The sequence below is a fragment of the Rhizobium herbae genome, from assembly GCF_019511375.1.
GTDB lineage: Bacteria > Pseudomonadota > Alphaproteobacteria > Rhizobiales > Rhizobiaceae > Pararhizobium > Pararhizobium herbae_A.
Genome location: NZ_JAEUAO010000001.1, coordinates 949252 through 975388, shown reverse-complemented (window position 1 = coordinate 975388; position 26137 = coordinate 949252). Strand labels below are relative to the sequence as shown.

The following is a 26137-nucleotide window of genomic DNA, read 5'->3' as shown; positions in this document are numbered from 1 at the left end:
GCCGCAAAAGATTAGATGCAGAGCGAAACTCCGTTTTGTCCGACAATCTCAGGCCCGGGAAAACAAAACCCCGCCGAAGCGGGGTTCAGTTTCCACGGTCGCCGGCGATCCGATATTATTGCATGATCGCGAAGGTGACGTTGACGGTGACGTTGTAGCTGTTTTCTCCCGTTGCGATCGGCACGGCATCGGCGGCATATTCCTTTGCCATGGTGCGCATCATCGGCAGGGGTTCGGGCCGGGATGAGTTCTCTGAAATTTCGACGATGCGGCCAAGAGCCACGCCGGCTGCCTCCGAAAGCACTCTGGCCTTGGCAACGGCATCTTCCACCGCCTGCCTGCGGGCTTCGATGATCGTCGCTTCCGGCTTGTCGTTGGTGAACTGGATCGAGCCGCCCTGATTGACGCCGAGCGTCACCGACTGGTCGATGATCTCGCCGAGCTTGGTCAGGTCGCGCACCTTGACGGTCAGCGAATTGGCGACCTGGTAGCCGGTCAGAACCGCCGGACGGTTGCCGCCGTCGTTGTTGTCCGGATACTGGTACTGCGGATTGACCGCAAAGCCCGAGGTCTGCAGGTCGCTCTCGGCAATGCCGGCGGCCTTCAGCGCGTTGAGCACGTCGGCCATCGCCTTGTTGTTGGCGTCGAGCGCCTCGCGGGCGGTTTTTGCATCCTTGACGACGCTGAAGGAGAGGATCGCCATGTCGGGCGCCACCTCAGCGTGGCCCTCGCCGAAAACGGTGACAACCGCCTCGCGCGGCTCCTTCTCCTGGGCAAGGGCAGCCGTGCCGGCGAAGCCCGCAAAGGCGGCCGCCAGGATAGTGGTCGTCAGGGCGCGGCGAAAATAGGTTTGGGTCATGGATGGGTTCTCTCCGGTTGTGTCTCGTCCCTGTCACCCTTCTTGAGGATTGATTGTGTAGGGATTGCGGCAACGTCTTGTGGGAAAACCCGTTTTCCGCTAGAGCCTGTCCACCCGCCGTCTGCCATTGGTCGGCGGTGCCGGACGGATCCGGGGCAGGGCCTGTAGCTCAATGGTTAGAGCCGGCGGCTCATAACCGCTTGGTTGGGGGTTCGAGTCCCTCCGGGCCCACCAAATCTTGTATGTCCGCCCCGGTGACATGGATACCGGATTGTTCCTAAAGACATCGGATGCCTGCGGCCGCAACCACGACCCGGATCGTGCCGACCGCAGCCCCGCGCCTGGTAAGCCGTCACGCCTTTCGGACGTGGCCGTTCAAATGACTGGTGAGCAAAGCGCGCCACGGACTTGGTGCCCGCGCTCCAAATCACGTCGTTGTCCTGCGCCTGATCAATATAGAGCGATATTGTCTCTTTTGTCCACGCTTGTTGTTTATAATTGCCGGGAATCATTCATCAGAAATATTTAAAATGGATCATTTTCAATCAGCAATGTCCAGAGTATTATTCTTGTTATTGATTGGCGTTTCTATATAATGACAATTATGTTTGAATTTTATTTTGGTTAACTATCGCGATTTACTGCCGTTTAGAATTTCACGGCTATGGTCTCGGCCTATGAGTGTAAAAGCGTGGGCAGTCGGCCGCGCAACGGGGACGGGGTGACCAGAGTGCGTATCGTGAAAAGACTCTTTGTGGATCGGGCGGGTAACTTTGGCATGATGGGCGCTATCGCCATCGTCCCTCTTCTTGGTTGTGCCGGCATGGCCATCGACTTCGCCCGTGCCATGGAGCTCAAGGCGCAGCTTCAGAACGCCGCCGATGCCGCCGTGGTCGGCGCGATCGCGGAAAAATCCGCCGGCGTCGCCCAGGCGATCAACATGCCGCAAGATGGCCCGGTTCCGCTCAGCGAAGCGGAAGCCGAGGCGCTGTTTCAGGCGCAAATGGATGCGGGAAACGCCCTGTATGATCCGGAGGCGGCGGACGATCTGAAGATCGACACCGTGAATGCTTCGATCCGGAAGAGCGGCAAGGACATCAATGCCGAACTGACCTATCAGGCAACCCTGAAGACGTCCTTCCTGCGCATCATCGGCAAGGAGAGCATCTCCGTCTCCGGCAAGGCCACCGCGACCTACCAGTCGCAATCCTTCATGGATTTCTACATGCTGCTCGACAACACGCCGTCGATGGGGGTCGCTGCCACGCCGACAGACGTCGACAACATGATCAAGGCGACGGCGAACGTGTCGGACAAAGGCTCGAGAAACTGCGCCTTTGCCTGTCATATCGTCTCGGAAAAGGGCGTCATCAACACCGACAGCAACTACTTCGTCGCCCGCAACAACGGCATCACCATCCGCATCGACGTGGTGGCAAAGGCCGTCGCGGCGCTGACGCTTGAGGCCGAGCGGACGCAGAGCTATTCCAACCAGTTCCGCATGGCCGCCTATACGTTCGGCGAAACGGCGGTGGACGTGAAGCTGCTCAAGGTGGCGGCACTGACCGCCGACCTGACGAAGGTGAAGGCAGGTACCGACAAAATCAAGCTGATGAGCATTCCCTACCAGGGATACAACAACGACCAGCAGACCAGCTTCGACAATGCGCTGACCAAGATCAACGCCGAGATCGGGACGCCCGGCAATGGCACGAGTTCCGCCAGCCCGGAGAAGATCGTCTTCTTCGTCTCCGATGGGGTCGGCGACAGCTACAAGCCGAAGGGCTGCACGAAGAAGCTGACGGGCACGCGCTGCCAGGAGCCGATCGACGTCACCTATTGCCAGACGCTGAAGGATCGCGGCATCAAGGTCGCCGTCCTCTACACCACCTATCTGCCGCTGCCGAACAACAACTGGTACAACAGCTGGATCAAGCCCTTCCAATCTGAAATCGGAACGCGCATGGCGGAATGTGCGTCCCCGGGCTTCTATTTCGAAGTGAGCCCGACAGAAGGCATCGAGGCGGCCATGAAGACCCTGTTCAACAAGGTCGTGCGGTCACCGCGCCTGACGAGCTGAGTTTCCCTGCGCGAAGAGCGGCGATCAATCACGCGCGGCCATGCATCGAGACGATTGCATGGCCGCTCGTGTCTTCGCCCCTGGCCTTGCCCTGGCGCGTTTTCCCCGGCCTCGGCGTTCGGCTCTGTACAATTCGCGCAGGGCACAGTAAGAGGGCGCGCATGTATTGGCCCGCGACGTGCTGGCCGCGGTGACTGCGCTCTTCCTTGTCGACCGACGCGCACGGCAGCCGAATTCCGAAAGACAAATAGATGACAGAGTTCGACAGCATCGCTCCGGCGATCGCTCAGGCGTTGACGAAGCGCGGCTATTCCCAGTTGACCCCGGTGCAGAAGGCGGTTCTCGGTGCAGAACTTGAGGGCCGCGATGCGCTGGTGTCGGCGCAGACGGGGTCCGGTAAGACGGTGGCCTTCGGCCTCGCACTTGCCTCGACGCTGCTTGATGGCCGGGAGCGTTTCGCGCAAGCCGGCGCGCCGTTGGCGCTGGCCGTGGCTCCGACCCGGGAACTCGCCCTGCAGGTCAAGCGCGAACTGGAATGGCTTTACGAACTGACCGGCGCGACGGTTGCTTCCTGCGTCGGCGGCATGGACATGCGCAGCGAAAGACGGGCACTCGAGCGCGGCGCGCATATCGTCGTTGGAACGCCGGGACGTCTTTGCGACCATATCCGCCGCGGCGCTCTCGACATGTCGGCGCTGAAGGCCGTCGTTCTCGACGAGGCCGACGAGATGCTCGACCTCGGTTTTCGCGAGGACCTGGAATTCATCCTCGAAGAAGCGCCGGCCGAGCGACGCACCTTGATGTTTTCGGCGACTGTGCCGCGCTCGATCGCCAATCTTGCCAAGAGCTACCAGCGCGACGCCGTCCGCATCTCGACGCAGGCTGAGCAGAAGCAGCATCTCGACATCGAATACCGCGCGCTGACCGTGGCGCCGTCGGATCGGGAGAATGCGATCATCAACGTCCTGCGTTTCTACGAGGCGCGCAACGCATTGGTGTTCTGTTCGACCCGTGCGGCCGTCAATCACCTGACGGCACGCTTCAACAATCGCGGTTTCTCGGTCGTCGCCATGTCGGGCGAGCTTAGCCAGAACGAGCGAACCCATGCGCTGCAGGCGATGCGCGACGGGCGTGCTCGGGTCTGCATCGCGACGGACGTTGCAGCGCGCGGCATCGATCTGCCGGGCCTCGAACTCGTCATCCACGCCGACCTGCCGACGAATCCCGAAACGCTGCTGCACCGCAGCGGGCGCACGGGCCGCGCGGGCCGCAAGGGCGTCAGTGCCCTGATCGTGCCGAACAGCGCCCGCCGCAAGGCCGAGCGGCTGCTGCGCGACGCCAATATCACGCCCAGTTGGGCAAAGCCGCCGTCTGCCGACGAAGTGACCCGCCGCGACGACGAGCGCATCCTGGCCGACCCGGCCTTCGACGAAGCGATCCGCGAGGAAGAGCAGGAGTTCGTCCGCGAGCTTCTCGGAAAGCACGGGGCCGAGCAGGTTGCAGCCGCTTTCGTGCGGCTTTCGCGGGCCGGGCGCTCGGCGCCGGAGGACCTGATGGACACGCCATCCTTCACGCCGACGCCGGATCGGGGCGATCGCGGCGCGCGTCTGGAGCGTGGCGAGCCGAGGGCGCCGCGCGGCGATTTCGGCGACAGTGTGTGGTTTTCGCTGTCGGCCGGCCGCAAGCAGAATGTCGAGCCGCGCTGGCTGATCCCGATGCTCTGCCGCATCGGCCGCATCACCAAGCAGGAAATCGGCGCCATCAAGATGCAGGCCGAGGAGACCTATGTCGAGATCGCCCGCGACTGGGTGGATCGCTTCGTCGAAGCGATCGGGCCGAAACTGGCGCTCGAAAAGGGCATCCAGGTGAGGCAACTGGACGGCATGCCGGACCTTTCCGGCGGATCGCGCGGTACACCGTTTGCGGGCAAGAAGGCCGGGAAGCCCGACTGGAAGGGTCCCGATTGGAAGGTAGAGGGAAAGCCGAAGCGCAAGTTCGACGCGAAACCGGATCTTGCCGGTGCCGACGATCGCGCGCCGGAAAAGACGGACAGCAAGCCCTGGAGCAAGAAGCCGGGCAAGCCGAAATTCGACAAGCCGAAGTTCGACAAGCCCGGTGCCGAGAGCGCCAAGCGCAAGCCGCTCAAGAACAAAGCGAACTGAGGCGTTTGCCTGCTGTATAGTGCCTTTAAATCATTATGCGGGGATCAAAGTGTTACGGCGATCTCCCCCTCATGGGTGAGATTGGCGTGGGGCTGACCTCTTGCTCCCGATCTCCCCTTGAGGGCCGGGCTATCGCATATGGATTTGCGCTCGCTCCTCTTCTCCCCGCCGGGGAGAAGGTGGCCCGAAGGGCCGGATGAGGGGGGTGCTGGCACTGAAATCGCCGAGAAAGCCCCCTTATCGCCTCGCATACGCTCGGCACTTCTCCCCGCGGGGGAGAAGAGGGTGCCTGTCGCAAGCATCTTCGCTCCATATGCAATTGCCCTGCCTTGAGGGGGAGATGTCACGAAGTGACAGAGGGGGTATTCCCGATGCGGTCGTGTATGGGGCGCGTTAGGCGCGACGCGAATACCCGGTTCTTCACCGTGACGAACCCTTCGCCGCACCAAGCCGCTTGATCTGGTCCACGAGCACCGATGCGAGCCGCAGGCTGGCGCCGCAGGCGATGGCCATTTGCGGCAGGATCATCCATTCGAGCGTCCAGGCTGCACCGGAGCGTTCCTGCTCGTGAACCATCGACTGGTGAATGCCGGAAAGTTGTACGGCGTTGAAGCGGGCGAGCGCGACAAGCGCTTCGGCAGCCACCGGATTCTGCTTGTGCGGCATGGCCGACGAGCCGCCGCCGCCCGACAATTCGATCTCGTCGCCGGCCTGCGCCAACAGCGCGATGTCCTGGCCGAATTTGCCAAGGCTGCCCGAGATCAGGGACAGGATATGGGCGAGGTCGGCGATAGTCGTGCGCTGGCTTTGCCACTGCGGATGATCGGCGAGGCCGAGATGTTCGGCAAGGGAAGCGCGCACGACGCCAGCCTTGTCGCCAAGCTTTTCGAGGGTGCCGGCGGCGCCGCCGAACTGTAGCGGGAAGGACACGACGGCCATTCGCTCCAGCCGGTCCTCGTAACTGGCAAGCGGTGCATTCCAGGCATTGACGCGATCCGAAACCCTGATGGCGATCGCCGCCTGCATGCGCGTCCGGGCCATCAGCGGGTTTGTGCCCCACTGCCGGTCGATCTCTGCGAAAGCCCCGCGAAGCTTGTCCAGGCGGCCGCACAGCAGCCGGCAAACCGATGTCAGACGCAGCATCAGGCTGGTGTCGATCACATCCTGGCTGGTGGCGCCGAAATGCAGCCTTTCGGCGGCGTCTCCGCCGATCGCCTTGCGCAACTGGCGGACAAGCTCGGGGATCACCACGCCATCTGTCGCGGTTGCGCGCCGCAGGGCCAGAACATCGGGCAGGAAGGTGCCGCAGATCTCGGCGATGCGCGCCGCTGCCTCGGCAGGTACGAGCCCGTGTTCGGCCTGCGCCCTGGCGAGCGCGGCCTCGAACGAGAGCATGGCCCGGATGTCCGCGTCCACCGAGAAGAAGGCGGCAATTTCCTCGTCGCCCAACAGGCCCGAGAGAAACGGATGATCGAAAACGGAGGCGGTCATGACTTTCCCCAGGCGCTAGAGCGTTTGCGATCTTCTGCACGACAGTGGCCGTCTGACCCCCCTCTGCCCTGCCGGGCATCTCCCCCTCAAGGGGGGAGATTGGTGTGGCGCGGGCCTCTTGCTCCCGATCTCTCCCCTCGAGGGGGAGATGTCACGAAGTGACAGAGGGGCGTATTCCCGATGCTGCCGTGTCCTGTTCCTTTGAATCACGAAAAAGCTGTTATCTCTTTGTTTTTACACGGACACAAACGTTTTCACACTTTTCCTGAATTTGCCCTAGATGTCGAGAAAGACGGTTTCATTCTCGCCCTGCAGATGAATGTCGAACGTATAGATAGAGCCCTCTCGCGGCGCGACCAGTGTCGCGACCCGGTGGCGGTGTTCGATGCGCGCAAGCAGTGGATCTTCGGCATTGGCCTCGGGTTCGTCGGCAAAATACATGCGGGTGTGCAGTCCGATATTGATGCCGCGCGCGACGATCCAGAAGGTGATATGCGGCGCCATCCTGCGCCCGTCCTTGTAGGGCACGCGTCCGGGCTTGACCGTTTCGAAGGTGAAGACGCCTTCGTCGGCGCTGGTCGGGCAGCGGCCCCAGCCGGAAAAATTGGGATCGGCGGCGCCGCGCAGTTCGGACGGGCTGTTGTAGAGGCCGGCCGCATCAGCCTGCCAGATTTCGACAACGGCATCCTTCAACGGCGTGCCGGCGCCGTCGATGACCCGGCCGCGCACGGTAATGCGTTCGCCGAGCGTCTTGTCATTGACCATGGACGAGCCAAGATCCGTCTCGTAGACGCCGGTAATGCCGGCGAAATTGGGCGTGCAGCCGATATGGACGTAAGGGCCGGCGGTCTGCGACGGCGATTCCTTGAGGTAGCCGAGATTCTGCACCATCAGTTGCCCTCCAGCCGGTTTTCAAACAGCGTCGAGCGGCGGCCGCGCAGGACGATGTCGAACTTGTAGGCGCGCGCATCCATCGGGATGGTGTTGGCCCAGTCGAGCGGCGCGATCAGTTGCTCGATGGCACGGCGGTCCGGGATGGTCGTGACGATCGGACATTTCCAGATCATCGGGTCGCCCTCGAAATACATCTGCGTGATCAACCGCTGGGCGAAACCATGGCCGAAGATGGAGAAGTGGATATGGGCCGGGCGCCAGTCGTTGACGCCGTTCGGCCACGGATAGGGTCCGGGCCTGATAGTGCGGAAACGGTAGCCGCCTTCCTCGTCGGTGATGGCGCGGCCGCAACCGCCGAAATTCGGGTCGAGCGGCGCGAGATAGGTCTCCTTCTTGTGGCGGTAGCGTCCGCCCGCATTGGCCTGCCAGAATTCGAGCAGCGCGCCGGGAACCGGCTTGCCGCGCTCGTCGAGCACGCGGCCGTGCACGATGATGCGCTCGCCGATGGCGCTCTCTCCGGGCCTGGCGAAGTTGTGGATGAGGTCGTTGTCGAGTTCACCGAGGATCGAATGGCCGAAGACCGGGCCGGTGATCTCGGAAATCGTGCCGTCGAGCGAGAGCAGCGCCTTTTGCGGCGAGCGCAGCACGGAGGTCTTGTAGCCCGGCGTCAGCGCCGGTGCATGCCAGGCGCGGTCACGCTGGAAGAACGCGCCGGTCTCGGGCTTCTTGTTGGAAAGGTCGGACATTTCGCTTTTCCTCAGGCTCCCTTTTCGGCGTCCATCTGTTCGAAAACCTGCTTGGCGATCTTGATCGCGCGATTGGCGGCGGGCACGCCCGCATAGATCGCCACGTGAAGAAGCGCTTCGGCGATGTCGGCGCGGCTGGCGCCGGTATTGGCCGTTGCCCGCACATGCATGGCGACTTCCTCGTCATGGCCAAGGGCAGCAAGCAAGGCGATCGTCACCATCGAGCGCTCGCGCTTCGACCAGGTCGGCCGGGACCAGAGGTTGCCCCAGGCCGCTTCCGTGATCAGTTCCTGGAAGGGCCGGTCGAAATCGGTTGTCGAGGATTGGGCTCGGTCGACATGGCGGTCGCCAAGCACCGCGCGACGGGTGGTCATCCCCTGGCGGTAGCGTTCGGTCTGCGCGGCGGCGTCATTCATGGCTTTACTCTTCTGACAGGACAATATCGATGAAGGCGCGCAGCACGGCAGTCAGCGCCTCCGGCTGTTCGACACAGGGGATATGACCCGCATCGCGGATGACCTCGTAGCGCGCGCCCGGGATAAGCTTTGCAGTCTGGAGAACCAGGTCGGGAGGTGTCGAACCGTCATGATCGCCAACAATGCAGAGGGTCGGCACGGCGATGCGCTTGGCGGCCTCTGTAAAATCGGCATCCCGGATCGCGGCACAGGTACCGGTATAACCGGTGACCGGCTGGCGTGCGAGCATGTTGCGGTAGCCACGATAGGCGCTGTTTTCCGGCCGGCGGAAAGCCGGGGTGAACCACTTTTCCAGGACGCCGTCGGCGATACTGCCGATACCGTCCTGCTCGACGGTTGCTATGCGCGTATCCCACGATTCGACGGTGCCGATCTTGTGGGCGGTATCGCACAGAATGAGCGCGCGCACGAGATCCGGTCGCGTCGCATAGAGACCTTGCGCGATCAAGCCACCGACCGACAGGCCGCAGATGATGGCCTGCTTCACCGACAGGAGATCGAGCAGGCCGGCAAGATCGGAAACGTGCAGATCCATCGAATAGGGGACATCGCCGATATCGGAAAGGCCGTGGCCGCGCTTGTCGTAGAGAACGATGGCGAAGTCGCCTGCGAAGCGCACGATCACGTCCCGCCAGATGCGGAAGTCGGTGCCGAGCGAATTGGCAAAGACAAGCACCGGCTTGTCATTGGCGGCGCCGATGACCTGGTAGTGAAGCGTGACGTCGTTGATATGAGCAAACTGCACTGAATTTTCCTCCACCGCCAGATTGGTTCTTTAATCCGGTTAAGTAAAATGACATTTTATCGTTTATCATTAACTTCAGGGTTATGAGTTTCATGATCGACGCCCGTGTGAAATTCCGTCATTTGCAGACCTTTGTCGAGGTTGCGCGCCAGAAGAGCGTGATGAAGGCGGCGGGCCTTCTGCATGTCAGCCAGCCGGCCGTGACGAAGACGATCCGCGAACTGGAAGAGGTGCTGGGTGTCGCCGTGTTCGAGCGCGACGGCCGGGGCATCAGGATCACCCGCTACGGCGAGGCCTTCCTGCGGCACGCGGGCGCGGCTCTGACGGCCATTCGGCAGGGGCTGGATTCGGTGTCGCAGGAGCGCGCCGGCGAGGGGCCTCCGGTGCGCGTGGGCGCCCTTCCGACCGTGTCGACCCGCATCATGCCGCGGGCGATGACGCATTTCCTCAACGAGGAGACCGGCAGCCGCATCAAGATCGTCACCGGCGAGAATGCGGTGTTGCTGGAGCAGTTGCGGATCGGCGATCTCGACCTCGTGGTCGGGCGGCTGGCGGCACCCGAGCAGATGACGGGATTTTCCTTCGAGCACCTCTATTCCGAGCAGGTCGTTCTCGTGGTGCGCAATGGGCATCCGCTGCTGTCGGCAAAGCGCTCGGTGTTCGATGATCTTGGCAGCTATCCGGTGCTGATGCCGACACGCGCATCGATCATCCGGCCATTCGTCGAGCGGTTCCTGATCGCCAACGGCATCGCCAGCCTGCCGAACCAGATCGAGACCGTCTCCGATTCCTTCGGCCGCGCCTTCGTGCGGGCAAGCGACGCGATCTGGATCATTTCGACGGGCGTCGTCACCGGCGATATCGAGGACGGCATGCTGGTGGCGCTGCCGATCGATACCAGCGAGACGAGGGGGCCGGTCGGGTTGACTATGCGGGCCAACGCCATTCCCTCCATGCCGCTTGCCATTCTGATGCAGACGATCCGCGAGGCGGCTGCGGAAGTCTCGGGCAAGGCAATGGAGGCCGGGCCGCAATAGGCCAAGGCGCGGTCGTCTCTCGCTGTACGAGTTTATCAGCCCCTGCTATTGTTCCTTCGGCTGCAAATGGCGATTGTATCAGTACATTTTGGATTTGAGGCATGTCGGAACAATCGGTTGGCCCTGTCGCCAAGAGCAATGCGGCCGGGTGGACCAGACCGCTGAGGTCGCTGCTGGGCCTTGCAATGGCGGCCCTGCTGATCGTCGTATCGAGCACGCTTGTGGGTTTCGGCTACTGGCGGGCTCGCGATTCCGCCCTCGTCAATGCCGAGGCCGACATGCGCGCCTTTTCCGATCGGCTGGTCGACCGGATGGGGATACTGTCCGGGCGCACGACAGCGCTGGTTGGGTTCACCGCGTCGATTGCCAATTCCTTCCTCGTGCCGCCGCCGGAACGCTTGGACGACAAGATCACGCTCCTGCGCGAAGTCATCGCCCAGTCGCCGGATCTCGATGGAATCTATGCCGGCTATCCGGATGGCGCCTTTATGCAGGCCGTCGATCTGAAGACCGAGGCATGGCGCAAGGCACTTGTCGCGCCGGCAGGCGCCGACATCGCCATCCGCGTCATCGAGCCGATGGCGGCGGAAGTGCGCAAGAGCCGCCTTGTCTTCCTCGACAAGGACGGCCGTCGGACGCTGGAGCGGCGGCTTCCCGCCACCGACTTCGACCCGCGCGTGCGGCCCTGGTATCAGGCAGCGGTCAACGGCACGAAGGCGGCGGCGATCGGCCCCTATATGATGGCGACGACGGGTACGCTCGGCATGAGCATCTCGCAGGCGCATCGCAGCAATCGCGGCATCGTCATCGGTGCGGATATCGATCTCGGCACCATCACCGAGTTCATGGCGCGCGAGCGCCTGACCCCTGGGACCGTCGCCGTCGTGATGGACGCCGCCGGCCGGCCGATCATGCACTCCGATCGCGGACTGATGGCCCGCATGACGGCGCCCAAAGAGAGGGGCGAACCGAGTGTTTCGAGGGGCGCAGATCCTTTGCTCGCAGGGATCAGGGCCAATCTGCCGAAGGACGGCGGGGTGAGCGTCGCCGACATCGGCGGCCGCACCTATCTTATCATGGCGACCTCGGTGAAGTCCGTTCTGTTGCTTGCCGGGCACCGCACGGTGGTGGCGGCGCCGCTGGACGAGCTGACGGCGGCCGCCAGCCGCAGCCTCTACCAGGGGCTCGCCATCGCAGCCGCCATTGTCATGCTCGGGCTGATGACCGCCCTGTTCTTGGCCCGGCTGATCACCCAGTCGCTCAGCCACCTGACGGCCAATGCAAACCGGCTGCAGGACCTGGATTTTACCGCACCGGGCGAAGTCTCGTCGCACATCGCCGAAATATCGACGCTCGGGCGTGCGATGAGCCGGGCGCGCGACGCGATCTTCACCTTCGCCCTCTACGTGCCGAAGGAACTGGTGCGCAAGGGCATCGAATCCGGCGAGTTCGCGGGCAGGGGCGCGCGCCGGCAGGAAGTGACCGCCTGGTTTACCGACATCTACGATTTTACGACGTTGAGCGAGCAGCGTACGCCGGAGGAGGTCCTCGCCCTTCTGTCGGATTATTTCGATCTCTTCAACGAGACCGTCAGCGCCCATGGCGGCGAGATCATCCAGTTTCTCGGGGATTCCGTCTTTGCCATGTGGAATGCGCCGGTCGCCAACGAGCGTCATGCGGAGAATGCCTGCCGCTGCGCGCTGGCGGTCGAGAGGAAGCTCAAGGTGTTCAATGCCGATCTGAAGGCGCGGGGCCTGCCGGAGTTGCGGACCCGCTTCGGCGTCCATACCGGCACGGCGGTCGTCGGCAGCGTCGGAGCAAGGCAACGGCTGCAATATACCGCCATGGGCGATACGGTGAATGTCGCCTCGCGCCTTGAGGGCATGAACAAGCTCTATGGCACGACGATCCTTGCAAGCAGTGCCGTGGTGGCGCAATGCGGCGACGCGATAGCTTTCCGGCCGCTCGGCGAGGCGCAGGTCAAGGGCAGGATGACCGCGCTGGATATCTACGAAGTTGTCGGTGAAAAGAAAGACGGGGATTGCCAGGCCGACGGCCCGGAACCACGGGCAGTACGCCACGCGTAGCGATCAGTCGTGCGTATAGCGCTGCTCACGCCAGGGATCGCCGAGCATGTGATAGCCGTTCCTTTCCCAGAAGCCGGCCTGGTCGCCCGCCAGGAAATCGATGCGGCGCAGCCATTTGGCGCTCTTCCAGAAATAGAGGTGCGGGATGACAAGGCGCACCGGGCCGCCGTGATCGCGCGTCAGCGGCTCGCCTTCCCAGTGCGTTGCCAGGATGCCGTCCTCGGAGGCGAAATCGGCGAGCGGCAGATTGGTGGTATAGCCGTCATAGCTTGTCAGCATCACGAACTTCGCTTCAGGTTTCGGCACCACCAGATCAAGCAGGTCGTGGGTGGAGACGCCCTGCCAGCGATTGTCGTAGCGTGACCAGGTTGTTACGCAATGAATGTCGGAGAGCTTGCTGCTTTGCGGCAGGCGAAGGAAAGCTTCCCAGTCGAGCTGCGCCGGATTTTCGACGGCGCCGATGACCTGCAGCGCCCATTCGGCCGGCTGGATCCGCGGCTGCTGGCCGAGATCGAGAACCGGCCAGTTCTTGACCAGATGCTGGCCAGGCGGCAGGCGGTCGGTTTCCGAGCGAGTGATCTTCCCCGTCAGGAACTTGCCTTCCTCGGCCCAGCGCCGTTTGGATGCGGTGAGTTTCGTTTCCGGGACATTGTCGCTCATGAGGGGTAACTCGTTGCATATGCCGGGCAGCGGAGAAGGCAGTCAAATTACAGGGTGGATCGCCCGCGATGTCAAGCGCGGGCGCTCGCGTCTCTGCCGACTGCCTCTGATCCAGTCAAACGTTAAAAACGGATGAAGGCCGCGCCCCAATGCGCGGCCTGTGGGGGCGAAACGCTTGGTCGAGCCCTGGAGCCGGTTTGCCGAATCAGGCGAGCATGCCTTCTTCCCGCAACGCGGCGATGAAGGAACTCCACGCCTTCTTCGGGCTGCGGATGCCGTCGAGTGCATCGAGGCAATGCTGCAGGGCGCGACGATAGGTCAGGCCACGCCTTGCCGGCCAGCGGCGAAGGAATTCGACGGCGTCCCAAGCGCTGGTGATGATGTTTTCCTGATGGTTCTTGACGATCACTCTGACGGGGGTGGGGAAGGGTTTGTCGCTCAAGGTCGTCCTCATGCTGCTTGCAAATTGACGGCACGGTAACGCACGGCCCCGGCGAAGGTTCCGACCGGATGTTCATTTCGGCATATGCTTATGTGGCGGTTGAGGATTGAGCGGCGAAATCAGAGGCCGAATGCTTCGCGAAGGTCGCTGCCCTTGTTCTCGCGCATATCGAGGTCGGCCTCGATATGGTCGATGTGGTGGATCATCAGATGGCAGGCGCGGTCGAGATCGCCATTCTCGATCGCGGTGACGATGTCGTCATGTTCCTGATGGCCGCAGCTTGAAATGGCCGACTGGCCGTAGAGGGCGATGACCAGTGAGGAGCGGGCGACAAGCTCATCCATGAAACGCTGCATGACGGCATTGCCGGTCATCGAGGCGAGCATCAGGTGGAAATCGCCGGAGGCCTTGATCTCGGCGCGGCGGGCCGTCTGGCCCCGCTCTGCCATAAGCCGGCCTTCTTCCATCAGCAGCTGCCGCAGGTGCTGGAGATGCGAGGGACCCATGTGTTTTGCGGCTTCGCGCAGAATTCCCGGCTCGATCAGGCGACGCGTGGCAAAGATCTGCCTGGCTTCTTCGGGCGAGGGGTAGGCAACGAAGGCGCCGCGATTTTTCTCGACATTGACGAGGCCCTCATAGGCGAGCGCCTGCAGGGCGGCGCGTACGAGCGTGCGGCTGACGTTGAACAGCGCGCCGACATCGGCCTCCGACAGCTTGGTACCCGGCGCCAGCCGGCGATCGACGATGGCATCGCGGATGGTATCGCGGATGGATTGCGTGCTGATATCGATCTGATCGTCGGAGGGGACTGCTGCGGTTTTCATCAAACTCATTTCCGGGTTATGCACTGCATACTACCGTGGTTTTTGTACAAAGTGAATCGAGATTTTGTCGCCACGAAGTGGTCAAATTGTATACGATTTTTTGCGCGTATTGCAGACAAACGCATATATTTTAAGCAAATCCTAACGTGCAAAAATTCGCGGCATTTCTGATATTTCCTCGATAATGGTTATATTTCAATAATTTATATTTTCGTGATCCGGTTTGGCACGCGAGATGCATTGCTTTCGGCGTCACAGGAGAGACTGGATGTCCAAAGCGGCTGAAATCGATATCGTATCCGTTTCCAAGATTTATGGCAGCACGACTGCCGTGCATTCCATCAGCCTGAAAATACCCTCCGGCAGCTACTGTTGTTTCCTCGGGCCTTCCGGTTGCGGCAAGACATCGACACTCAGGATGATTGCCGGGCACGAAAGCATCTCAGCGGGCGATATCCGTCTCGGCAACACAGTCGTCACCGATCTGCCGCCGGCGAAACGTGGTACGGCGATGATGTTCCAGTCCTATGCGCTGTTTCCGCATCTCGATCTCGTCGACAATGTTGCCTTCAGCCTGAAGATGAAGGGTGTCGACAAAGAGGAACGCCGCGCCAAGGCGCTGGAAATGCTCAAGCTGATGCAGATGGAGCCCTATGCCAACCGGCGTCCGGCGCAGCTATCGGGCGGCCAGCAGCAGCGCGTGGCGCTTGCCCGCGCGTTGATCACCGACCCGGAGGCCCTGCTTCTCGACGAGCCGCTGTCGGCGCTCGATCCATTCCTGAAGATCCGCATGCGGGCGGAGCTGAAGAAGCTGCAGAAAAGCCTCGGCATCACCTTCGTCCACGTCACCCATAGCCAGGAAGAGGCGATGGCGCTCGCCGATATCATCGTCATCATGAATGATGGGCGTATCGAGCAGGCGGCTTCACCGCGGGACGTGTTTGAGCGCCCGGCAACCGCCTTCGTAGCCCGCTTCATGGGTGATCACAACGTTCTGACCGGACGGGTCGTCGAGAGCGGCGACGGCAAGGTGACGCTGGAAGTGGCCGAGGGACAGAAATTCACCGTCGCGGGTCCAGCCCAGGCAGCCGGATCGCCCATCGACATCGGCGTTCGCACGGACCGGGTCCGGCTCGCTGCGCCATCCGAAAAGACACTCGGGTTCCACGGGGTGGTGTCGAATGTCGAATATCGCGGGGCATCCGTGAAGATCACCGTTCTCGGCGCCGGCAGCGACGATTTCACCGTCATCGCCACTGATGCCGACTATTTCAAGACACCGGTGGCGGTCGGCGATGCCGTGCCGCTGAGCTGGGGCCTCGAGGATGCGGTGCTTCTTGGCCGCGTGGCTGCCTGATCCTTTATCAACATCAAAAAGAGGGAACTGAAATGACGACTGAAAACAAGACTCCCAAGGGAATTTCAAGACGCGGCCTGTTGAAGACCGGTGCCGCGGCAACCGGCGCCGTGATCGGCTCCGGCCTGATCAGCGGCTTCCCGACCATCTGGGCGCAGAACCCGATCACGCTGCGCCAGTTCGGCACCGGCGTCTCCAACATCAACGCGATCGCCGAGAAGTGCAAGGCCGACCTCGGCATCACGCTGGAGATGACGGCGACCGATTCCGACGCCGCCGCCCAGCGCGCCGTGACGCAGCCGGACAGCTACGACATCGCCGATATCGAATACTGGATCCTCAAGAAGGTGTTTCCGGCCGGCGTCATCCAGCCGATGGATATCAAGAAGCTGAAATACTACGACAAGATCGTGCCGCTGTTCAAAACCGGCAAGCTCACGCCCGACAGCGTGATCGCTCAGGGTACGGCACCGCACACTGTCGGTTTCGTCGAAGCGCCGGGCGAAAAGACCTTCGCCAAAGGTGAGACGCAGTGGTTCACCATGGTTCCGACCATCTACAATGCCGATACGCTCGGCATCCGTCCGGATCTTGTCGGTCGCGAAATCACCACCTGGGCCGACATTATGGACCCGGCCTTCAAGGGCAAGACGTCGATCCTCAACATCCCGTCGATCGGCATCATGGATGCCGCGATGATTATGGAAGCCATGGGCAACATCAAATATGCCGACAAGGGCAACATGACCAAGGAAGAGATCGACGCGACGATCGACTTCCTGATCAAGGCCAAGCAGGACGGCCAGTTCCGCGCTTTCTGGAAGTCGTTCGACGAGTCGGTCAACCTGATGGCTTCGGGCGAAGTCGTGATCCAGTCGATGTGGTCGCCGGCCGTCGCTGCCGTCCGCTCGAAGGGCATCGCCTGCAAGTATCAGCCGCTCAAGGAAGGCTACCGTTCGTGGGGCGGCGGTCTCGGTCTTGCCGCGCACCTCAGCGGTGCACAGCTCGACGCTGCCTATGAATATATCAACTGGTACACGTCCGGCTGGGTCGGCGGCTACCTCAACCGGCAGGGCTACTATTCCGCCGCCATGGACACCGCCAAGGAATTCATGTCGGCCGACGAGTGGGGCTACTGGATCGAGGGCAAGCCGGCTCAGGGCGATATCCTCTCGCCGGAAGGCAAGGTCATGGAGAAGGCAGGCGCAGTGCGCGATGGCGGCTCGTTCGTGGAACGCATGGGCAAGGTCGCGTGCTGGAATTCGGTGATGGACGAGGACCGCTACATGGTCAAGCGCTGGAACGAGTTCATCGCTGCCTGATGAATTGACCTTCTCCCCATCGGGGAGAAGGTGGCCCGAAGGGCCGGATGAGGGGGAGCCGCTTGCTCCACAGACTGCCACACCGCCCCCTCATCGCCTCGCTTCGCTCGGCACGTCTCCCCGCCGGAGCGAAGAGGGAGCAAGCCGCAACGTCCTTCTCCCCCAGAGGGGGAGGAGGTGCCCCGACAAGGCGGATGACGGGTTTTCCCTGCATCCACGACCAATATTCGGACGGAGACCCGCCACGTGACAGCATCCATCACCGAAGAAGAAGCACAGATCGAGGCGCCTGACATGTCGGCGCCCCGCGCAAGCATCGGAAAGATCGCGGCCGCTGTTGCCTCCTATCTGCAGGCAGCTCCGCTGGCGCTGATCCTCGGCTTCTTCTTCCTGCTGCCGATCCTGATGATCGCCGTCGTCAGCTTCTGGGATTACGACTTCGCCGGGCTCTATCCGGATTTCCTGACGATGAACTACACCGATACGCTCGGTTCCTGGGTCACCTGGAAAACCTACCTGAACACGCTGAAATACACGGCGCTGGTCTGGGGACTGACGCTGCTGATCGGTTTCTGGGTGGCCTATTTCCTCGCCTTCCACATCCGCACGACGACGATGCAGATGGTGCTGTTCCTCGTCTGCACCGTGCCGTTCCTCACCTCCAACATCATCCGGATGATCTCCTGGATCCCGGTGCTCGGTCGCAACGGCCTCGTCAATTCGACGCTGATCGAGATGGGCCTCATTCCAGCACCGATCGAATGGCTGCTCTATTCCGATTTCGCCGTGGTGCTCGCCATGGTGCATCTCAACACGCTGTTCATGGTGACGCCGATCTTCAACACGCTGATGCGCATCGACAAGTCGCTGATCGAGGCGGCGCGGGACGCGGGAGCGAACGGCCGGCAGATTCTCTGGAACGTCATCCTGCCGCTGGCAAAACCCGGCATCGCGATCGGCTCGATCTTTGTCGTGACGCTGGTCATGGCGGATTTCTCGACGGTGCAGGTGATGTCGGGCGGGCAGAGCGCGTCCGTGGCTCTGATGATGAAGAACCAGATGTCGCTGCTGCAGTATCCGGCCGCCGCCGCCAACGCCGTGGTGCTGCTGATCGTCGTGCTTCTGATGGTCGCCGCCATCCTGCGCGTCGTCGATATCCGCAAGGAGCTTTGAGCCATGTCCCATGAAAAGCGCACGCTGGAATTCTACGTGCTGGCGGTCTTTTTCGCCGGATTCGTGCTTTTCCTCTATGGACCGCTTTCGGCCGTTCTGATCCTGTCCTTCCAGGGGCCGGACGGCGGGCTCACCTTTCCGCTCAACGGTGTTTCGGTGCACTGGTTCTACAACCTTTTCGAACAGCAGGCGGTCGGCGATTTCGGGGCATCCTTCAAGCGGTCCTTCTCGCTCGGGCTGATGGTCATGGTGGTCAACGTGCTCGTTTCTCTGCTCGCCGGTCTGGCCTTCCGCCGCAAGTTCAAGGGCTCGACGGTGCTGTTCTACCTGACGGTCGCAAGCCTTGTCGTGCCGTCGATCATCATCTCGCTCGGCATCGGCGTCGTTTTCCAGCAGCTCGGCCTCAAGCCGGCCTGGTATTCGTCGGCTTTCGGCGCGCACCTCACCTGGACGCTGCCCTTCGGCGTGCTGATCATGTTTGCCGTGTTCAACCGTTTTTCGCCGTCCTACGAGGAAGCCGCCCGCGATCTCGGGGCGACATCCTGGCAGACGTTCCGGCATGTGCTTTTGCCGATGATCGCGCCGAGCCTGATCGGCGTGGGGCTGTTCGGCTTCACGCTCTCCTACGATGAATTCGCCCGCACGCTGATGACAGCCGGCACCTACAATACGCTGCCGCTTGAAATCTACGGCATGACGACCAACGTGACGACGCCGGTGCTCTATGCGCTCGGCACGGTCACGACGCTCTTTTCCTTCACAATCATCCTCCTGGCGCTCGCGATCATCCTGGTGATGCGCCGCAGGCAAGCGAAACTGGTCTGATCCCGCATGCGCATTCTTGTCGTCAACCCGAACACCACCCCCTCCATGACGGAAAAGGCGGCTGAAGCCGCCCGCGCCGTCGCCGGCCCCGGGACCGAAATCATCGCGGCAACCTCGCAGATGGGCCCTGTCTCCATCGAAGGCCACTACGATGGCGCGCTCGCCTTGCCGGGCTTGCTGGCCGAGATAAAAAAAGCCGATGCCACCGGCGTGCAGGCGGCGGTGATTGCCTGCTTCGATGATACCGGACTTGATGCCGCCCGCTCCCTGGCCGGCTTTCCCGTGCTGGGGCTCTGCGAATCCGCGCTGGTGACAGCGGGGTTTCTCGCCCCGCGTTTTACCGTCGTCACGACGCTGGAGCGCTCGCGCGTGCTGCTCGAGAACCTTTCACGCCACTATGGCTTCGGCGGTCGGGCGAAGGTCCGTGCGGCGGACATTCCGGTGCTGGAACTGGAGGATCCGGCGTCCGGTGCGCTCGGCAAGCTGCGTCGCCAGATCGAAATGGCACTTGTCGAAGACGGCGCCGAAGCCATCGTGCTTGGCTGTGCCGGCATGGCCGATCTCGCCTACAGCCTGCAGGAGGAATACCGGGTGCCCGTCATCGACGGGGTTTCGGCGGCGGTCAAGCAGGCTGAGGCGCTGATTGCGCAGCGGCTGACGACGAGCAAGCGCGGGTCCTATGCGACGCCGCTTGCCAAGGTGTATGCGGGGGCGATGGGGGCGTTTGCACCAGGCGCGGTCTGATCTTCCCTTTGAGCGAGAGGTCAGGAAGTGATAGAGCGGGTAAACGTCCCCGTTTGAGGCGCCGCGGCTGCGCCTGAGGCAGCGGAAGGCGACAAGTCCAGAACCTGAACGCGACCGGCGAGCCCATTGGTGAGTGAATTCGATACAGATGTGATCGTCGTCGGGGCCGGCTTTGCCGGCCTTTCGGCCGCGGACGCGCTCGTTGCCGCTGGGCTCGATGTCATCGTCCTCGAAGCGAGGGATCGTGTCGGGGGCCGCGTGGAGTCGGCGGCTTTTTCGGATGGTGTGCGGGTCGACACGGGCGGCCAGTTCATCTGCGACGAGATGCCGGAAATCATGGCCCTGACGCGCCGATTTGGCAAAATGCTTGCCGAGACGCCCATGGAGGGCGCCTTCCTGATACAGCGGGATTCCCAATCCACGGAAACCGGTTTCACTTTTGCGGAATCGAGCCGTATCCGGGCGCGGGCAAACAGGATCGACCCGCACGACCCGGTTATCGCCGGCCTGACGGTGCAGGCGTGGCTTGCCCGGCAGAGCGATCCGCCGGATGTGAAGGCAGGATATCAGGCGATGGTCGAGGGGCTCTGGTGCCGCCCGATCGGCGAAATTCCCCTCTGGTACCTGATCGACAATGATCGGCGCACCACCAGCAATGGCAACGAGCTGCAATATTTCGTCGAAGGGACGATACATGCCGTTGCCGAGGCCCTGGCGGCGACGCTTGGTCCCCGCTTGCAGCTTGACACGGACGTCACGCATATCGCGAGAAGGGATCGATCGGTAACTGTCACCACCGGCAATCGTGGCCTGCTCAAGGCCCGGCAGATCATCGTTGCCGCGCCGCCGGTGATGGCTTCGCGGATCGCGCACGAGCCAGCTCTGCCGCAGCCGCTGGCAGATGCGCTAGGTGCCTGGAAAAGCGGCACTGTCATCAAGATGTTCGTGCGATACGAACGGCCTTTCTGGCGCGATCGTGGGTTGAGCGGCATGGTGATGTGGCGCGATGTCCTTGGTCTTTTCGCCTGCGACGTCAGCAGCGTTCGCGCGGCGGCGCTCGTCGTGTTCGTCGGAGGACCACTGGCTGCGCAATGGAGCGGCAAGGGGGCTTCGTTCATCCAGTCCGAAATCATCCGCCGGCTGGTCGTGGCGCTGGGCCGCGAGGCCGCAGACTATACGGATTTGCGGATGCGCGACTGGGTCGATGATCGCTGGAGCGGCGGCGGCTATAGCGATGTCATCACCGATCTGTCAGCCTACACCGCCGAAACGGTTATCCGGGCCGGTGCACCCCCCGTCCATTTTGCCGCCTCGGAACTGGCCTCGTCCTTCCCGGCCTACATCGAAGGTGCGATTGTTGCCGGTCGCGAGGCGGCATTGCGCGCGATGGCGGCATTGAAATCACAAGTCCAAACGGGAGGCCCCACCGGTCCATTGGGGTCATGATCCGGACCGGTGCGACGATCCGACCTGGAACTGCCTACCGGTCCAGTTCGGGATAGACACGATCAAGGAGGCGGGGGCGCAGTTTCTCGCCGATCAGGCAATCGGTGGAGGGGCCGAGCTGGACCGGAACCACCTGTTCCACCGGTTGCCGGTGGCTCACCTCCATCACCAGTTTTTGCCGGATCGCCACGGCGAAATCCTCCGATCGGCGAACGGGCAGCACGAAGGAACCTGGGCCACCGATGACGCAGTCCGCATAATACCGGTCCAGCGAGCCGGCGCTGCCGGACGGGCGGATGATGATGGCAAGACCATTGATGACGGTGCCGCTCGCGACCGCGGCATCGCGGGCCGGGTCGACCGGCGGGCCGAGATTGTTCGGGCCGTCACCGGACACGTCGATCACCCGACGCGTGGCATCATAGGGGTTGGTGGCGATGAGTTTCGAGGCAAACGCGATCGCGTTGGAAATCGATGTGCCGCGTCGCGTGTAAACCGGCCGGGCGGCGATCCGATCGGCGAACGCTGCGGCGTCCTCGGCGTCATCGATCAACTGCCATTCGACCAGCGACGTTTGGTTGACGCTGCCGGCCCACTCGAAATAGCTCATGGCGATGCGGCCATTGAGGCCGGCGGTTACAGCATTGATGAATTCCGCATGGCGCAGCGCTTCCACATATCCCATGCGCTGCACGCGCGCTTCCTCAATATCCATGGAACCGGACATGTCGACGGCGAGGACGAGCGCGACATCGACCTGGTTATTGCTGGCGGCCGGAGTGACGGCGGCTGAGCCTGTGAGACTGAGAAGCATCGCGAGTGTTGTGAACATCATGTCATCCAATCACTGCTGCCGGTCGCAAGAGCAAAAAGTGTACCACAGGCCGTGCGTTAGGCGATCCTTTCGCACATTGGCGAGTTCAACAATCGGTGATTTGCCCAAGCGGCGGCCTTGTGGTGAAACTTGCGGTTGATTGGAGTCCTGGACGAAATGCTTTTGAAAAACGATACGGACGCGGTCCTTCTCGACCGGTTGCAGCAAGCGGCGTTCGGTTACTTCCTTGAATATGCCAATCCGGACAATGGGCTTATCGCCGACACGTCTCTCCCCGGCGTCCCGTCCAGCATCGCGGCGACGGGTTTTGGCCTTTCCGCTTATCCGGTGGGCGTGGAGAGAGGCTGGATAGACCGGGGTGATGCCGCGGCCAAGACGTTGGTGACGCTGCGTTTCTTCGCCGAAAGCCGGCAGGGCCGCGACAAGAATGCGACGGGATACAAGGGCCTCTACTACCACTTTCTCGACATGCGAACCGGTCAGCGGACATGGCGCAGCGAACTGTCGCTGATCGACAGCGCGCTTCTTATCGCCGGCGTGTTGACGGCGGCCGCCTATTTCAACCAGGAAAACGAGGTCGAGGCAGAGATCCGGTCGTGCGCGGCCATGCTCTATGCGCGCGCCAACTGGGCCTGGGCTCTCGACGGCAAAGGGGCGTTCTGGCTCGGGTGGAAGCCGCGCAGCGGCTTTCTGTCCTATCGCTGGGAATCCTACAGCGAAGCGATCATCCTCTATGTTCTGGCGCTTGCTTCTCCGTCTTACCCGATCGGCAGGGAGAGTTACGATGCCTTCGCCGAAAAATTTGACTGGATGACGGTGGAGGAGAAACCGTTGCTCTATGCCGGGCCATTGTTCATTCACCTGTTTTCGCATGCCTTTATCGATTTCCGTGGCATTCGCGATGCGGCCGTTGCGGCAAAGGACACAGACTATTTTGAGAACACCCGCCGGGCGATTGCCGTGCAGCGCGACTATGCGATCAGCAATCCCGGTGGTTTTGCCGGCTACGGTGCTGATATGTGGGGGCTGACGTCCTGCGACGGACCCTTGAGGCCGCGCCGCCTGAAGGATGGCCGCCATCAACGGTTTTCCGGTTATGCAGCGCGCGGCGCGCCGCTCGGACCGGACGACGGCACGATTGCGCCATGGGCACCGCTCGCCTGTCTGCCGTTTGAGCCGAAGGCCGCAATTTCGGCGACGCGCCACATCGTCTCGGCCTATCCCGGGGTGATCCGCGATGGACGGTTTCTGGGCAGTTTCAATCCAAGCGTTCCCGGCAAGACCGCCGAAGGCTGGCTCAACAGCCGTAGCGTCGGCCTTGACCAGGGTCTGCTGTTGATGATGATTGAAAATCATCGCACCGGTCTCCTCTGGAACCTGATGCGGGAATCGCCGGTCATCCGGCGCGGCTTGAAAAGAGCCGGCTTTTCCGGCGGCTGGCTTTAAGATACTCCGGTGGCCGGCATAGAAACGGGCGGCACTCCTTGGACGAGAACGAGAATACCGGCGATTGGCCGGCCTCCCCCCTGATGAAGGATGGGCAAGCGGCCCTGGCCTGGCTTGCGCAGCGGTTTGCGCAGGTGGGAGCCTCTGTTGACGGCGACGAAACGGATTTTTCGCCGGTGGCCGCCGCGTGTCGCGAGATCGACGAACTTCTGGACTATCAGGTCCGGTTCGGCGCCGGAATGGATGACCGCACAAAAGGCGCTCATCTGATCGCCTTCTACAGTCATCATCTCAGCCTCGCAGCCGGCGGCATTTTCCTGAGAAGTGGTCTCGTCCCCGATCTCGATCCGAGCAGCCTTGCCATTCGCTTTGAACCATATTCCCGCAAAAACGGGGCGGAAGTCTTCCCGTCCGATTTGCGCCGCCTTCATTTTCGCTTCCGCGATTTTCGCGAAGGCCCGGACAATGCGGCCCTGTTCCATGACGGCTTCATCGCCAGCCTTGCGCCGGTCATCGAAGCAGTGAAGGCACGCACCGGTCTGTCATCGGTTGCGCAATGGCGGCTGGCTGCCGACGGCATTGCGGGTGCGTTTCTCGAAATAGGCGCGGCGTCGGCGCAGGAGGAGCAGGCGATGGCCGGGGCACTTGCGATCGTCAACACGCAAGGTTCGCCGCTGAAGTCGGGTGCCCTGCGTTATCAAAAGATCGCCGCAATCGTGGATGGCCTGCCGGTGGAGCGCGTCTTTCGCCTGCGAAGCGGTTGCTGCCTGTATTACCGGACGGATGGCGGAACCTTCTGCGATGTCTGCGTCCTTCTCGACGAGGAGACGCAAGAAAGCCGCCTGCGCGCCCATCTCGAAGGCGCAGGCGGCTGAGATCCGCAAGCCGGCTCGTTATGCCGATTTCACGAAGCGGTCGTTGATATAACCCGAGACGAGGCCGAGCACGATCCACGAGGCGAGCGCGGTTGCCAGCGCGGCCACCGCGAACTCGGCGCCGAGAACGGCCGGCACCGGGCTCGAAATATCCGAAGGCTGCGGCGCGCCATAGATATGCGGCGCGGCCAGCACGGCAAGGCCGGCGATTTTCGCAAGGATTTCGGGGCGCAGCACAAGCAGATACAGGCCAGCTCCGGAGAGCAGGACTGTCGCCACCCACCATAACTGCCGCTCATGCAGGTCGGCGGCCGGGAAGCCGGGCAATTCCGGCGGCAGGCCGATGGCGGGCAGCATGTGGACGGCCAGCCAGCCGCAAGCGCCCCAGAGGACGCCGTTGCGTAGCGTGATGGGATAGCCGATCAGCAAGCTGATGCCGGTCAAGAGCAGGCTGAACCCTGTGCCGGTTACGAGGTTGGCAAGCAGGGTGCCTGAAAACCGGCTCATGCCGAACATGATGCCGCCTTCGTCTTCATGCTCACCCTCATGGGCGTAGGCCGGAGTGATCGGCGAAAACGCCGCAAGTATATCGCCAATCGTTGACTCGAGCGACGAGTGCTGTTGCCCCTCGGTGGCGGCGGGCTGTTCCGTCGCGGGCTCCTTGGCCTCATATTCTTCGGCATGAAGGATGATCGGTACGACCCGCGCAGACTGCGCCACGGTCGTGAAGACACCCGCAATCAGTCCGGCCACCAAGGCGGCCAGAAGCGTTTTGACAATCATTTTGATACCCCCAGGTTCAAGCCGAGCGGATGCTGGTCAACGCTCTCCGGCTTGCTGTGTTTGAAATACCCACGGCAAATGCCGCCCGGTGCCGCAGCACGGGCGCATTTATCGTCAATGCATGGTTTCCACGGAAACCAGCGATCCGTTGTCAGCGTGAAGGTGAAAAGCGCAGGGCTTCCCACACCAGCTGATCAATGGCAGGGGAAGCCGTAGGAGTGGCGAACGTCGTGCGCGGTATCATGCAGCACGGCAGAATTCGCGAGACCCGCGCCGAAAACCAGGAAACTGCCGATCAGAAGGGCGAGGATACCGGCAGTGATGCGGTCGTTGAGGGAGAGCGAAACGCTCGAAACTGTAGTCGTAGCCATGACAACCTCCGTGATGGCGTGTGGGAAACGTCCCACCAATTGGGCACCATGCCCTTCATCAACCGGCAGGTTTCCTGGCTCGCGGCGTCAGGTGCTCGGCACCAGTGAGGCTGTCTCGCCTTCCCAAGGTGCGGGCCAAGACCCGCCGCCGCAGTGGCTTTTGCCGGATCGACCGGCATGACAAACTCTGACCGCTCTACAGTCGCGGGGTCGGCCGTGATTGAAATGCCCAGTGTGGGTCCATCCGTCACGTTCCCATTTACTCCCCGGAAGCGTTCGCTTCCAAGGGAACCAATTGACAGACGATGATTATGACGTCGCTCGGTCGATGTCAATTCGACGATGCGACCTGCGATGCCGCTTTGTCGTCACGGTTGCAGAGTGTTCCGCTTGCACATGTATCTTTGCAGGTTAAGCGAAAATTGCACGGACTACGACTATCTGTTGTCAGATAACA

The 26137-nt window shown here is 62.1% G+C and carries 24 protein-coding genes, 1 tRNA gene and 1 riboswitch; of the genes, 13 read left to right on the top strand and 12 right to left on the bottom strand.

All coding sequences use genetic code 11. From position 1 onward, the window contains the following. Positions 1-115 precede the first annotated feature (115 nt). Complete coding sequence (locus tag JNB71_RS04740) at positions 116-859, bottom strand: SIMPL domain-containing protein (protein ID WP_220370656.1); 744 nt, start codon at positions 857-859, stop codon at positions 116-118. Between the two features lie 158 nt (positions 860-1017). Between JNB71_RS04740 and JNB71_RS04735 the strand changes: the two genes are divergently transcribed. From JNB71_RS04735 to JNB71_RS04725, 3 genes are all read left to right on the top strand, one after another. Beyond that, positions 1018-1093 (top strand) — tRNA-Ile (locus JNB71_RS04735). Positions 1094-1637: 544 nt separating this feature from the next. Then, positions 1638-2939 (top strand): Tad domain-containing protein, encoded by a 1302-nt coding sequence (locus JNB71_RS04730; RefSeq protein ID WP_220371148.1) that lies wholly within the window; start codon positions 1638-1640, stop codon positions 2937-2939. A gap of 251 nt (positions 2940-3190) precedes the next feature. Then, on the top strand, positions 3191-5101 hold the full coding sequence (locus tag JNB71_RS04725) for a DEAD/DEAH box helicase (protein WP_220370655.1): 1911 nt from the start codon (positions 3191-3193) through the stop codon (positions 5099-5101). A 420-nt stretch (positions 5102-5521) separates the two neighbouring features. On the opposite strand, the gene JNB71_RS04720 is transcribed toward JNB71_RS04725, so the two are convergent. From JNB71_RS04720 to pcaD, 5 genes are all read right to left on the bottom strand, one after another. Continuing rightward, the gene (locus JNB71_RS04720) at positions 5522-6592 is read right to left on the bottom strand and encodes a 3-carboxy-cis,cis-muconate cycloisomerase (RefSeq protein WP_220370654.1); all 1071 of its coding nucleotides are present in this window, start codon (positions 6590-6592) and stop codon (positions 5522-5524) included. Between the two features lie 276 nt (positions 6593-6868). Next, entirely contained in the window at positions 6869-7483 is a 615-nt protein-coding gene (gene pcaG, locus JNB71_RS04715) for a protocatechuate 3,4-dioxygenase subunit alpha (RefSeq protein WP_220370653.1), read from the bottom strand. Next, a complete protein-coding gene (gene pcaH, locus JNB71_RS04710) occupies positions 7483-8232 on the bottom strand; it encodes a protocatechuate 3,4-dioxygenase subunit beta (RefSeq protein ID WP_220370652.1) in 750 nt (249 codons plus the stop codon). The genes pcaG and pcaH overlap by 1 nt, the downstream gene beginning before the upstream one ends. An 11-nt stretch (positions 8233-8243) precedes the next feature. Then, entirely contained in the window at positions 8244-8648 is a 405-nt protein-coding gene (pcaC, locus tag JNB71_RS04705; protein WP_220370651.1) for a 4-carboxymuconolactone decarboxylase, read from the bottom strand. A gap of 4 nt (positions 8649-8652) precedes the next feature. Continuing rightward, the gene (gene pcaD / locus JNB71_RS04700; protein ID WP_220370650.1) at positions 8653-9453 is read right to left on the bottom strand and encodes a 3-oxoadipate enol-lactonase; all 801 of its coding nucleotides are present in this window, start codon (positions 9451-9453) and stop codon (positions 8653-8655) included. A 92-nt stretch (positions 9454-9545) separates the two neighbouring features. Between pcaD and pcaQ the strand changes: the two genes are divergently transcribed. Together pcaQ and JNB71_RS04690 are read left to right on the top strand one after the other, a co-directional pair. After that, positions 9546-10490 (top strand): pca operon transcription factor PcaQ, encoded by a 945-nt coding sequence (pcaQ, locus tag JNB71_RS04695; protein WP_220370647.1) that lies wholly within the window; start codon positions 9546-9548, stop codon positions 10488-10490. Between the two features lie 101 nt (positions 10491-10591). Beyond that, positions 10592-12577 (top strand): adenylate/guanylate cyclase domain-containing protein, encoded by a 1986-nt coding sequence (locus tag JNB71_RS04690; RefSeq protein ID WP_220370646.1) that lies wholly within the window; start codon positions 10592-10594, stop codon positions 12575-12577. Positions 12578-12580: 3 nt separating this feature from the next. Here the strand turns inward: JNB71_RS04690 and JNB71_RS04685 are convergent, their stop codons facing one another. From JNB71_RS04685 to JNB71_RS04675, 3 genes are all read right to left on the bottom strand, one after another. After that, positions 12581-13237 carry a sulfite oxidase-like oxidoreductase gene (locus tag JNB71_RS04685; RefSeq protein WP_220370645.1) on the bottom strand — a complete coding sequence of 219 codons (657 nt, stop codon included), beginning with the start codon at positions 13235-13237 and terminating at the stop codon, positions 12581-12583. 205 nt (positions 13238-13442) lie between these two features. Beyond that, entirely contained in the window at positions 13443-13679 is a 237-nt protein-coding gene (locus JNB71_RS04680; RefSeq protein ID WP_223215745.1) for a DUF982 domain-containing protein, read from the bottom strand. Between the two features lie 119 nt (positions 13680-13798). Then, entirely contained in the window at positions 13799-14503 is a 705-nt protein-coding gene (locus JNB71_RS04675; protein ID WP_220370643.1) for a GntR family transcriptional regulator, read from the bottom strand. Between the two features lie 268 nt (positions 14504-14771). Between JNB71_RS04675 and JNB71_RS04670 the strand changes: the two genes are divergently transcribed. The 6 genes from JNB71_RS04670 to JNB71_RS04645 all read left to right on the top strand — a co-directional run bounded on the left by JNB71_RS04670 (position 14772) and on the right by JNB71_RS04645 (position 21370). Continuing rightward, positions 14772-15860: an ABC transporter ATP-binding protein gene (locus tag JNB71_RS04670; RefSeq protein WP_220370642.1), complete on the top strand. Its 1089-nt coding sequence runs from the start codon at positions 14772-14774 to the stop codon at positions 15858-15860. Between the two features lie 32 nt (positions 15861-15892). Next, the gene (locus JNB71_RS04665) at positions 15893-17182 is read left to right on the top strand and encodes an ABC transporter substrate-binding protein (RefSeq protein ID WP_220370641.1); all 1290 of its coding nucleotides are present in this window, start codon (positions 15893-15895) and stop codon (positions 17180-17182) included. Between the two features lie 294 nt (positions 17183-17476). Further along, positions 17477-18355 (top strand): ABC transporter permease, encoded by an 879-nt coding sequence (locus JNB71_RS04660; protein WP_220371147.1) that lies wholly within the window; start codon positions 17477-17479, stop codon positions 18353-18355. Between the two features lie 3 nt (positions 18356-18358). After that, positions 18359-19180, top strand: a complete 822-nt coding sequence (locus JNB71_RS04655) for an ABC transporter permease (protein ID WP_220370640.1) — start codon at positions 18359-18361, stop codon at positions 19178-19180. 6 nt (positions 19181-19186) lie between these two features. After that, positions 19187-19924 (top strand): aspartate/glutamate racemase family protein, encoded by a 738-nt coding sequence (locus JNB71_RS04650; RefSeq protein ID WP_220370638.1) that lies wholly within the window; start codon positions 19187-19189, stop codon positions 19922-19924. Positions 19925-20053: 129 nt separating this feature from the next. After that, positions 20054-21370: a flavin monoamine oxidase family protein gene (locus JNB71_RS04645; protein ID WP_346657237.1), complete on the top strand. Its 1317-nt coding sequence runs from the start codon at positions 20054-20056 to the stop codon at positions 21368-21370. A gap of 34 nt (positions 21371-21404) precedes the next feature. On the opposite strand, the gene JNB71_RS04640 is transcribed toward JNB71_RS04645, so the two are convergent. Further along, positions 21405-22202, bottom strand: a complete 798-nt coding sequence (locus tag JNB71_RS04640; protein WP_220370635.1) for a DUF1194 domain-containing protein — start codon at positions 22200-22202, stop codon at positions 21405-21407. 159 nt (positions 22203-22361) lie between these two features. Here JNB71_RS04640 and JNB71_RS04635 point away from each other — a divergent pair, with 159 nt between their 5' ends. Further along, entirely contained in the window at positions 22362-23651 is a 1290-nt protein-coding gene (locus JNB71_RS04635; protein ID WP_220370634.1) for a glucoamylase family protein, read from the top strand. 38 nt (positions 23652-23689) lie between these two features. Then, positions 23690-24526 (top strand): (2Fe-2S)-binding protein, encoded by an 837-nt coding sequence (locus JNB71_RS04630; protein ID WP_223215744.1) that lies wholly within the window; start codon positions 23690-23692, stop codon positions 24524-24526. Positions 24527-24544: 18 nt separating this feature from the next. Here the strand turns inward: JNB71_RS04630 and JNB71_RS04625 are convergent, their stop codons facing one another. Both JNB71_RS04625 and JNB71_RS04620 read right to left on the bottom strand, forming a co-directional pair. After that, on the bottom strand, positions 24545-25309 hold the full coding sequence (locus JNB71_RS04625; RefSeq protein ID WP_220370633.1) for a CbtA family protein: 765 nt from the start codon (positions 25307-25309) through the stop codon (positions 24545-24547). Positions 25310-25503: 194 nt separating this feature from the next. Beyond that, positions 25504-25680 (bottom strand): CbtB domain-containing protein, encoded by a 177-nt coding sequence (locus tag JNB71_RS04620; RefSeq protein ID WP_018323793.1) that lies wholly within the window; start codon positions 25678-25680, stop codon positions 25504-25506. Positions 25681-25727: 47 nt separating this feature from the next. Beyond that, positions 25728-25991: riboswitch (cobalamin riboswitch) on the bottom strand. Positions 25992-26137 lie beyond the last annotated feature (146 nt).

Coding starts and splice junctions, on each gene's coding strand:
- JNB71_RS04685 (WP_220370645.1), bottom strand. CDS start 13,237: ATGAGCGACAATGTCCCGGAAACGAAACTCACCGCATCCAAACGGCGC.
- pcaH (WP_220370652.1), bottom strand. CDS start 8,232: ATGTCCGACCTTTCCAACAAGAAGCCCGAGACCGGCGCGTTCTTCCAG.
- JNB71_RS04655 (WP_220370640.1), top strand. CDS start 18,359: ATGTCCCATGAAAAGCGCACGCTGGAATTCTACGTGCTGGCGGTCTTT.
- JNB71_RS04730 (WP_220371148.1), top strand. CDS start 1,638: ATGATGGGCGCTATCGCCATCGTCCCTCTTCTTGGTTGTGCCGGCATG.
- JNB71_RS04650 (WP_220370638.1), top strand. CDS start 19,187: ATGCGCATTCTTGTCGTCAACCCGAACACCACCCCCTCCATGACGGAA.
- JNB71_RS04620 (WP_018323793.1), bottom strand. CDS start 25,680: ATGGCTACGACTACAGTTTCGAGCGTTTCGCTCTCCCTCAACGACCGC.
- JNB71_RS04640 (WP_220370635.1), bottom strand. CDS start 22,202: ATGTTCACAACACTCGCGATGCTTCTCAGTCTCACAGGCTCAGCCGCC.
- JNB71_RS04670 (WP_220370642.1), top strand. CDS start 14,772: ATGTCCAAAGCGGCTGAAATCGATATCGTATCCGTTTCCAAGATTTAT.
- JNB71_RS04635 (WP_220370634.1), top strand. CDS start 22,362: ATGCTTTTGAAAAACGATACGGACGCGGTCCTTCTCGACCGGTTGCAG.
- pcaC (WP_220370651.1), bottom strand. CDS start 8,648: ATGAATGACGCCGCCGCGCAGACCGAACGCTACCGCCAGGGGATGACC.
- JNB71_RS04660 (WP_220371147.1), top strand. CDS start 17,477: ATGTCGGCGCCCCGCGCAAGCATCGGAAAGATCGCGGCCGCTGTTGCC.
- JNB71_RS04665 (WP_220370641.1), top strand. CDS start 15,893: ATGACGACTGAAAACAAGACTCCCAAGGGAATTTCAAGACGCGGCCTG.
- pcaG (WP_220370653.1), bottom strand. CDS start 7,483: ATGGTGCAGAATCTCGGCTACCTCAAGGAATCGCCGTCGCAGACCGCC.
- JNB71_RS04740 (WP_220370656.1), bottom strand. CDS start 859: ATGACCCAAACCTATTTTCGCCGCGCCCTGACGACCACTATCCTGGCG.
- JNB71_RS04720 (WP_220370654.1), bottom strand. CDS start 6,592: ATGACCGCCTCCGTTTTCGATCATCCGTTTCTCTCGGGCCTGTTGGGC.
- JNB71_RS04725 (WP_220370655.1), top strand. CDS start 3,191: ATGACAGAGTTCGACAGCATCGCTCCGGCGATCGCTCAGGCGTTGACG.
- JNB71_RS04690 (WP_220370646.1), top strand. CDS start 10,592: ATGTCGGAACAATCGGTTGGCCCTGTCGCCAAGAGCAATGCGGCCGGG.
- JNB71_RS04675 (WP_220370643.1), bottom strand. CDS start 14,503: ATGAAAACCGCAGCAGTCCCCTCCGACGATCAGATCGATATCAGCACG.
- pcaQ (WP_220370647.1), top strand. CDS start 9,546: ATGATCGACGCCCGTGTGAAATTCCGTCATTTGCAGACCTTTGTCGAG.
- JNB71_RS04625 (WP_220370633.1), bottom strand. CDS start 25,309: ATGATTGTCAAAACGCTTCTGGCCGCCTTGGTGGCCGGACTGATTGCG.